The sequence below is a fragment of the Candidatus Margulisiibacteriota bacterium genome (genome assembly GCA_028706105.1).
Taxonomy (GTDB): domain Bacteria; phylum Margulisbacteria; class Riflemargulisbacteria; order GWF2-35-9; family DYQY01; genus DYQY01.
The window spans coordinates 1-7,611 of sequence record JAQWCF010000018.1; the positions used below are offsets into that span (position 1 = coordinate 1).

The following is a 7,611-nucleotide window of genomic DNA, read 5'->3' on the forward strand; positions in this document are numbered from 1 at the left end:
CTGTTTTATATACCATATTAGCCCCCTTTTGATGCTACTATTATATCAAATATACTCAATAAATATAAGGGTTGTAGCCCATTTAATTGTACAGAGAGGAAGTATTTGTGACACAGTCTGTAAGCGGGGTTGTTTCTGAATCCCTAGCTGGGATTCGACTATACTTTTTCTAAAATGCAGTAGTAGGAGAATTTACTTTGATTTTTAAATGGTGCGCCTGGAGGAATTCGAATCCCCGGCCTTCTGTTCCGTAGACAGACGCTCTATCCAGCTGAGCTACAAGCGCAATTAATAACGAGTAATCATAACATATCCTAAAAAGACAGTCACTTAACAGGAACCTAAGGGGCTACTATTTTTTAGTGTAAGTTAGCGCATCGCCCTTTAATCCTACAGTAATAGATGATCCGGGGGTTAGGTCTCTGTCTATCAAAAGATCAGAAATAGGGTCTTCTATGTACTCTTGAATAGCTTTTCTGATAGGTCTAGCGCCTTTGTTTGCCTCAAAAGCTTTATTGATTATCCAAGCTCTTGCTTTTGGTAATACTTTGATAGTAATTTCTTTGGATTGAATTCTTTTGTTGATGTCATTAATAAACAATTGACCTATTTCTTCTAAGTTTTCTTTGGTTAGAGCAGAGAAGACAATTACGTCATCAACTCTATTCATAAATTCTGGCCTAAAGGTTTCTTTAATGTCAGCCATAATTTTTTCTTTCATTCTTTCGTAGTCAGCTTTTTCTGAGTGATTGGTTTTGAAGCCAAAAGTAGTGTTGTTTTCTATGGTTTTTGCTCCTACGTTAGAAGTCATTAAAATAATAGTATTTTTAAAGTCTACAAGCTTACCAGTAGAGTCTGTCAGACGACCGTCTTCCATAACCTGTAACAATAGGTTAAGAACCTCTGGGTGTGCTTTTTCTATTTCATCAAAAAGAACAATAGAGAAAGGTTTTTGTCTAACAGGTTCCGTTAACAGACCACCTTCATTGTAGCCAACATAACCGGGAGGAGAGCCAATTAGTCTAGAAGTTGTGTGTTTTTCAGTATATTCGCTCATATCAATGCGGATGATAGAATCTTCTTTTCCGAACAAGTAAACAGCTAATTGTTTGGCTAATTCGGTTTTACCTACGCCACTAGGGCCTAAGAAAAGAAATGATCCTGTCGGTCTTTTGGGGTCTTTTAGACCAGCCTTAGATCTTTTTATTGCTTTAGCAAGAGAGTGAATTGCTTCTTCTTGGCCAACAACTCTTTGGGCAAGCTCTTCAGCCATTTTTTTCAATCGCTCAGCTTCAGAGGTTGAAAGCTCATTTAAAGGAATACCAGTCCAAGTAGAAACAACATTAATAATTGATTTAGTATCAACAATGATTGTTCTTTCTTCTCCTTCTGCTAAAGGTGTTTTGGATGCTTCTAGCATTTCTGTTGAAGCCGCTTCGTCAATTAAATCTACGGCCTTATCTGGCAGTTGGCGATTGGTAATATATCTAATTGAGTAATGAACAGCACTTTCCAGTGCCTCATCAGTAAATTTTACTTTGTGGAACTCTTCGTATTTAGTTCTTATCCCCTTGAGAATGCTTAAGGTGTCTTCTTCAGAAGGAGGATCAATAAAGATAGATTGAAATCTTCTTTCCAGTGCAGCATCATTTTCTATGGATTTTCTGTATTCGTTGATAGTTGTTGCACCAATGCACTGTATTTCACCTCTCGCTAGGGAGGGCTTCATTAAATTAGCTGCATCTAAAGAACCTTCAGAATTACCTGTTCCAATAATAGTATGAATTTCATCAATAAAAAGGATGGTGGTGTTATCATTTTTTATTTCTTCAATAATTTTTTTAATTCTTTCTTCAAATTCTCCTCTAAATCTTGTGCCTGCAACCAACAAGCCAAGGTCTAGCGTTATGACTCTTTTGTTCAGAAGATTAGGAGGAACATCATTATTTACTATTAGTTGTGCCAATCCTTCGACAATGGCTGTTTTTCCCACGCCGGCTTCACCAGTAAGGACAGGATTGTTTTTAGTTCTTCTGCTTAGAATTTGCATTATTCTTTTTATTTCATTAGCTCTGCCAATTACTGGGTCTAGTTTTTTCTCTCTGGCGAGCTTTGTTAAGTCAAGGCCATAGATATCAAGCGTAGGTGTTGTGTTTTTTTGTGTCTTTTCAGTAATTATATCTTCTTCAGCATAGTTTTCGCTTAAAAGAGAAAGAATTTCGTCTTTGATTTTTATCGAATCAATATTGGCTTCAGCTAATATTGTAGAAATTCCAGTTGAGGAATCTTTAATGATTGCTAAAAAAAGATGCTCAATCGCGACATTATTGTGGCCTAACTGTCTTGCTTCATCCCAAGCTTGAGAAAGAAGACTTTTTACTTGAGGAGAAAAAGGGATGGTGTCGTTTTTGTAGCTACTTTTATGCTCTTGAAGGTTCTTTTGTATGATGCTTCTAACAATATTTATATCTAGTTTAAGATTTTTTAGTGACTTTATGATAACAGAATCGTCAACTTTTAATATTCCATAAAAAATTAACTCGTTGTTAATGTAAGGAATTTGTAATTTTTTTGCTTTTTCTTGAGCATGCATAATTGCCTGGATGGCTTCTTGGGTAAATTTTGAAAACATAGATATCCCACCTTTAAATTAGTTTTTTTAATATTACAAAATCACCACGTAAAATGCAAGGTAAATCCATAGATAGCTTGATTATTAGCCTTTTTTAAAAAAACGAGGCGGTTTTCTTGACTTTTGATTTAAAAATGAGTATAGTCCAAGTATAGTACGAAAATAAGGAGGTGAACATTATGAACAAAGGGCAATTAATTGATGCAGTATCAGGAGATACTGGTTTGAAAAAATCAGAGATTTCAAAGGCACTGGATTCCATACTTGATAATGTACAAGGTGCATTAAAAAGTGGAAACGATGTTTCTTTAGTAGGATTTGGTACTTGGAAGAAGAAAAAAAGAGCAGCCAGATCAGGGAGAAATCCACAAACAGGTCAAACTATAAATATCCCTGCAAAGAACACAGTTTCTTTCAGTGCAGGTAAACAGCTAAAAGAATCAGTTAACTAACAACTGCTTTTAATTAATACCCCTCTTTTCTGAGGGGTATTTTTATCTTATCAAACTTACGTAATAAAATATTAATATAAAATAGTTGACGAAATAATATAAATATATTAGTATAGTATTTAGCCGGCACAAAACAAAGAGGAAAGGAGAAAGAAGATGAGTGCGTATAATCATGTGACATTGGTTGGTAATTTGGTTAAAGATCCAGATACAAAAAAGGTAGGGAAGAAAAGCAAGACAGACTTTACTATTGCGGTAGAACGCTATGCTGGTAAAGACAAGGAGCCTGAGGTAGATTTTTTCAACATAGTAAGCTGGGGAAAACTAGCTGAAATAGGAGGCGAATATCTAAAAAAGGGTAAGAAGGTATTGGTTGATGGAAGAGTTCAGATTCGTTCTTATGAAGTAGACAAGCAAAGGAGATGGATTACGGAAGTAATTGCAGAAAATTTAAAGTTTCTTTCAGTAAAACAATCGCCAGCTACTGTTGCCGAGTAAGATATATGCTAATATGTAAGCAAGAGGGCAGTTTATCTGCTTTTTTGCTTACATATTTTAATGCTCAATTTATTGTTTAATGACATATTGCCATGTTATACTCAATAATTATAAAAGAGCAAAGAGACAGAGGGTTAAAGTGGTAAAAGCAAAACAATTATTGCTTTTGGGGTTATTTATCTTATCTATTTATGTGCCTGTTAATGCTCAGGCATTGATGGATAATCAAAAGCATCTAGAAGAAAAAGTACAAACAGCACTTGATAGGATTTTAGGTCCTGAAAATTCTATTGTTTACATTTCTTTATTAGGAGATTCAGAAAAATACGAAATAAGGTACACGTCTTTGCCACAGATTGATGGTATGGATTCTCGAGGCTCAGGTAGTGGTTCTCAGCAGACAGTAGTTCCCGGTATTCCCTCCTTACGATTCCTTACTCAAGGTGGCTCAGGAGAAGGCATTCCTTTAAATTATGAAATAGTGCAAAGACCACCAATCATCAGAAACAAAGACGTTGTTTTAATTCTTGATAATAAGATAAAAATGGGTGACTTGAGGTCAGCTAAAACTTTTGTTACTAAATTTTTAGAACTAGACGAAAACGCAGGAGATAAATTAACAATTCTTCGAGAAAACTTTTCTACACTTCAAAAAGCTGATAGGTCGGCATCTAGTGTTACTTCTAAAAAGAAAAATGATTGGACACCAATAATTGTAATTGCAGTAATAGTTTTATTGCTTCTTGTTATTGGTATTGTACTTTTAAAGATTCTACCCAATAAGGGTAAAAAAGATAAAGCAGGAGCAGGTGAAGAAGGCGCGGGTGCAGAGAAAGAAGCAATGGCTTCAGGTCAAGGTTCTGCTGGAAGTGGTTCTGGTGGAGGAAGTGGCTCTGGTGATGGCGCGGCGGGAGAAGGCTTAGGAGCTGACGGTGGAGAAGCTGGTGCTGCAATGACAGCAGCAGAAAAACAGAAGAGAGCAGAAGAGCATAAAAAGAAAAAAGAAGAAGAAAACAAAAAAAATGAAGAAGAAGCCAAACTGATTGAAATGCAGAAAGGTATTTTGGGAAATGGTGAAAGATATTTTAATTTTATTGATGAAGAAAACGTATTTAAGCTGAAGTTTTTATTACAAGTCAAAATTGCTTTACAGCAAGCAAACCCTAGAACTATTGCGGTTGTATTATCTTGTTTGCCGTTTAAGCTGGCTTCCTCTATTTTGGTGGAATATCCACCAAAAATACAAGCAGAAATCGCCAATAATATTATGTTTTTGCAACATTATCCAGATAATGAGATGCAACAGTTAGAGCAGGAAATTAAAGAAAATATTGAATATTTGTTTGGTGGAAGAAATAGATTAAAATTAATTATTGAGAGAATTCCAGGTGAAGATAAAAAGAAAATATTAAACATTATTTCTACAAAATACCCTGGTATTTCTGATGAAGTTAATTCTTTGATTTTCTTATTTGATGATTTATTGAAGTTAGACATCTCTGTTATTACTAGAGTTTTTAGCGATATTGACACAGAGGTTATCGCAACAGCTCTTGTTCATGTAGACCCAGAAGGACAACGAAAAGTAGTAGGTACATTAGCTAAAGGTATTAAGGCGATGGTTGACCAATGGCTAGCCTTAAAGTCCAACACAGCATCTAAGTTTGATATCGAGGAAGCAAGACAGAAAGTCTTAAGTTACGCTCAGCATTTAGAGCGAGAAGGGTTTATTGAACTATAATGGTTGATAAAACAGACATTAAAAATTTAGCGGTTACTGAGACTGCTAGTATCGATCAAGTAAAAAAAGAACATTTTTCTTATATTAATAAAGAAAACGCCTATCACACAGCGCATGTCCTTAAGAAGATAATTAAGTCAAAAGTAGACAATATCAAATATCTTTACTTAGTTATTTCGTCAGTTGATCCAGAGGTTGCTGAAAGGATTATGGAAGAGTTTGATGACGAGATGAAGGCACAAATTATTGCAGAAATGCTTTCCTTGATTCAATTTACGAAAAGTGAAATAGATCAATTTGATAAAATTCTTAGAAAGTTACTTACTGAACAATTTGGTGGAAGATATGTTTTAGCAAAGATAATTGAATATTTGGACATAGACCAGAAAACTGTTATTAATGATGCGGTTACTTCTAGATACCCAGAAACAGCTTCTGCCTTTAGAAAAATTATGTTGTTCTTTGAAGATTTATTTAATGTTTCAGAAAAAGATTTTGCCAGAATTTTTTCTGATATACCTTCTGATGTTTTATCCATAGCTTTTTGTCAGATGCCGTCTGATAAAGTTGAAAAATTATATGCGGTTATGCCAAAGGGGATAAAAAACATGGTGCAACAAGGAATAGAGTTTGGGAAGAGCAAGTACTCTAGAACAGAGATAAAAAAGGCACAACAGTATATCATTGAGTATTCAAGGAACTTGGAAAGGGATGGTTTTATCGACTCTATTTTGGGCGATGATTCAGGTAAAGAAAAATAGTCTATTAGTCTAGGGGGGTCAATATGGACATACTAGTTTTCGTAGGAATGATTTGTTTATTTATCGTTTTGGCACTTTCAGTGCCAGATATTTTCATTAATCCAGCAGTTTATCTGCAGTTTGCTTCAGCAATGATGGTTATTGGCGGAACTATTTCCTTGTTTATTATGGCATCTTCTTTTGAAGACGTAAAAGGAGTTTTAGCTGGAATTAAGACTCTAGTAAAAAAAGAAAAATTTCCCTCACACCCAGAAATAGTGGATAAGTTAGTGGAGCTTTCTATTTTATCTCAGAAAGAAGGTAGACTAGCGTTGGAAGAGGCCGGACAAGGGTTTGATGATGGGTTTTTAGGTAATAGTTTGCTCATGATTGTCAATAAATTACATCCAGATTTTATTAGGGTAGTTTTAGAAAATGAAATCCAAGAAATAGATGCAAGACACATGAACAATGTTGGTTCTATTACTTTTATGTCATCAATAGCACCGTTAACTGGTATGTTTGGAACTATTGTGGGTATTTTGCAGGTTCTTCAGAATATGACAGATCCAAAAACCGTTGGTCCATCCATGGCACTAGCCTTGCTAACAACCCTTTATGGTGTCTTTATTTCTGGGTTTATTTTACAGCCTATAGGTAAAAGATTAGAGAAAAAAAATGAACATGAGTTACTCAGTAAGACGATTATGGTAGAAGGCATAATAATGATAGCAAAAGGTGAAATCCCAATAAAGGTGGAAACATATTTGCGAGGATTTTTGTCAAATAAAGTAAAGAAAGAGAAAAAACAAGAGAGTGAAACAAAAGAGTAAGAAAGATGCTCAAATTAAGACGCAAAAAAGTACAAGGCGGTGAAGGTGGTAATTTTTTTACCATTTGGGCGGACTTTAATTCTTTTTTAATGATTCTCTTTCTTTTGTTGTACACATTTATTATGAATAATGTGTCAGAAAGTGAACAGCAACAGATTTTTGAGTCAATAAGAGTTTCTTTAAAGGGACAGTATTTACAACCTCAAATAGCCGAAAAAACACCTTCAGAAGAAAGAATAAACGTTGTTGATAAGGTCAAGCAATACATTCAGGAACAGAAGCTAAGTGATTTTTTAAATGTTATGGTGGAAGAAAGTAAAATAAGAGTAGTTTTGGCGTCACCAATATTATATGAGACAGGAAAAGCAACCTTAAAAGAAGATGCATTAGAGATTTTAAAGGATATTGGAGAAATATTAAAAAAAACCGATAATAAAATTGTGATAGAAGGGCATACTGATAATGTACCAATTAAAACAGAAAAGTATGACTCGAACTGGGATTTATCTTTTGACAGAGCTTATTCTGTTATTAAGTTTTTTGTAGAAAAAGTTGGAATATCTCCAATGAGAATACAGGCAGTGGGATATGGGGAGTATCGACCAATGATGCCAAACGACACAGAAGAAAATAAAGCGAAGAATAGAAGAATTGAAATTAATATAATGTTGCAAGAAGTGTTTGTGAATAATGTTTTGGGTTCTTAGGTTGCTGG

Annotated in this window: 7 protein-coding genes and 1 tRNA gene; 6 read left to right on the forward strand and 2 right to left on the reverse strand. The window is 34.6% G+C overall.

The window, feature by feature from the left end:
- Positions 1–209 precede the first annotated feature (209 nt).
- A tRNA-Arg gene (locus tag PHF25_03070) sits at positions 210–286 on the reverse strand.
- 66 nt (positions 287–352) lie between these two features.
- Positions 353–2,632, reverse strand: coding sequence for an ATP-dependent Clp protease ATP-binding subunit (locus PHF25_03075; protein MDD4527002.1), 2,280 nt, complete (start codon positions 2,630–2,632; stop codon positions 353–355).
- A 179-nt stretch (positions 2,633–2,811) separates the two neighbouring features.
- Between PHF25_03075 and PHF25_03080 the strand changes: the two genes are divergently transcribed.
- From PHF25_03080 to PHF25_03105, 6 genes are all read left to right on the forward strand, one after another.
- On the forward strand, positions 2,812–3,084 hold the full coding sequence (locus tag PHF25_03080) for an HU family DNA-binding protein (GenBank protein MDD4527003.1): 273 nt from the start codon (positions 2,812–2,814) through the stop codon (positions 3,082–3,084).
- A gap of 156 nt (positions 3,085–3,240) precedes the next feature.
- Positions 3,241–3,582, forward strand: coding sequence for a single-stranded DNA-binding protein (gene ssb / locus PHF25_03085; GenBank protein MDD4527004.1), 342 nt, complete (start codon positions 3,241–3,243; stop codon positions 3,580–3,582).
- Between the two features lie 139 nt (positions 3,583–3,721).
- Complete coding sequence (locus PHF25_03090; GenBank protein MDD4527005.1) at positions 3,722–5,323, forward strand: FliG C-terminal domain-containing protein; 1,602 nt, start codon at positions 3,722–3,724, stop codon at positions 5,321–5,323.
- Positions 5,323–6,084: a FliG C-terminal domain-containing protein gene (locus PHF25_03095; protein ID MDD4527006.1), complete on the forward strand. Its 762-nt coding sequence runs from the start codon at positions 5,323–5,325 to the stop codon at positions 6,082–6,084. The genes PHF25_03090 and PHF25_03095 overlap by 1 nt, the downstream gene beginning before the upstream one ends.
- Before the next feature lie 23 nt (positions 6,085–6,107).
- Entirely contained in the window at positions 6,108–6,896 is a 789-nt protein-coding gene (locus PHF25_03100) for a MotA/TolQ/ExbB proton channel family protein (GenBank protein MDD4527007.1), read from the forward strand.
- A 5-nt stretch (positions 6,897–6,901) separates the two neighbouring features.
- Positions 6,902–7,603 carry an OmpA family protein gene (locus tag PHF25_03105; GenBank protein ID MDD4527008.1) on the forward strand — a complete coding sequence of 234 codons (702 nt, stop codon included), beginning with the start codon at positions 6,902–6,904 and terminating at the stop codon, positions 7,601–7,603.
- The last annotated feature ends 8 nt before the right edge of the window (positions 7,604–7,611 follow it).